The following is an 833-nucleotide window of genomic DNA, read 5'->3' on the forward strand; positions in this document are numbered from 1 at the left end:
TTGTCCGAGCGACGGGTGTGCCGGGTTCTGGGTCAACACCGATCTACTCAGAGACGGTTGCCAGCGGGGCGTGCGGATGAGGCGCGCCTGGTGGCTGACATGATCGAGTTGACCCGCCAGTATGGGCGCTATGGCTATCGTCGGATTGCCGCTCTGCTGAGGGATGCAGGTTGGCAGGTGAACGACAAGCGCGTCGAACGGCTATGGCGGCGCGAGGGGCTTAAAGTGCCAACGAAACAACCGAAGAAAGCGCGGCTCTGGCTCAATGACGGGTCATGTGTTCGGCTCCGGCCAGAGTATCGCAACCAGGTCTGGTCCTATGATTTTGTGCATCATCGAACGGATGACGGGAAAGCGTTCCGAACCCTGAACATCCTCGACGAACACAGCCGGGAATGTCTGGCAATCCGCGTGAAGCGGAAACTGAACTCGACCGAGGTTATCGACGCGCTGACGGATCTGTTCATCCTGCGTGGTGTGCCTTGCTACATTAGGTCCGACAATGGCCCGGAGTTCATTGCCGAGGCTGTCAGAAACTGGATTGCAGCCGTCGGGGCAAAGACCGCTTACATCGAGCCGGGATCGCCTTGGGAGAACGGATACTGCGAAAGCTTCAATGCCCGGCTCCGCGATGAACTGCTCAACGGCGAGGTCTTTTACTCGCTACGCGAAGCACAGATCATCATCGAAAAATGGAGAAAACACTACAATACCAAACGACCCCACAGTGCATTGGGCTACCGCCCACCGGCTCCAGAAACCATCGTGCCGATGGCATCCAGGCCGATCATGCACTAACATTCAAACTGGACCACTCAGGTGGGGCTGATCAG

General features: G+C 57.6%; 1 protein-coding gene. It reads left to right on the forward strand.

Annotated elements, in window-relative coordinates:
- The coding region (locus tag G0Q06_RS14195) for an IS3 family transposase (RefSeq protein ID WP_163967429.1) at nt 1-798 on the forward strand (798 nt) is incomplete at its 5' end.
- Between the last annotated feature and the right edge of the window lie 35 nt (nt 799-833).

This window comes from Oceanipulchritudo coccoides, assembly GCF_010500615.1.
Classification (GTDB): domain Bacteria; phylum Verrucomicrobiota; class Verrucomicrobiia; order Opitutales; family Oceanipulchritudinaceae; genus Oceanipulchritudo; species Oceanipulchritudo coccoides.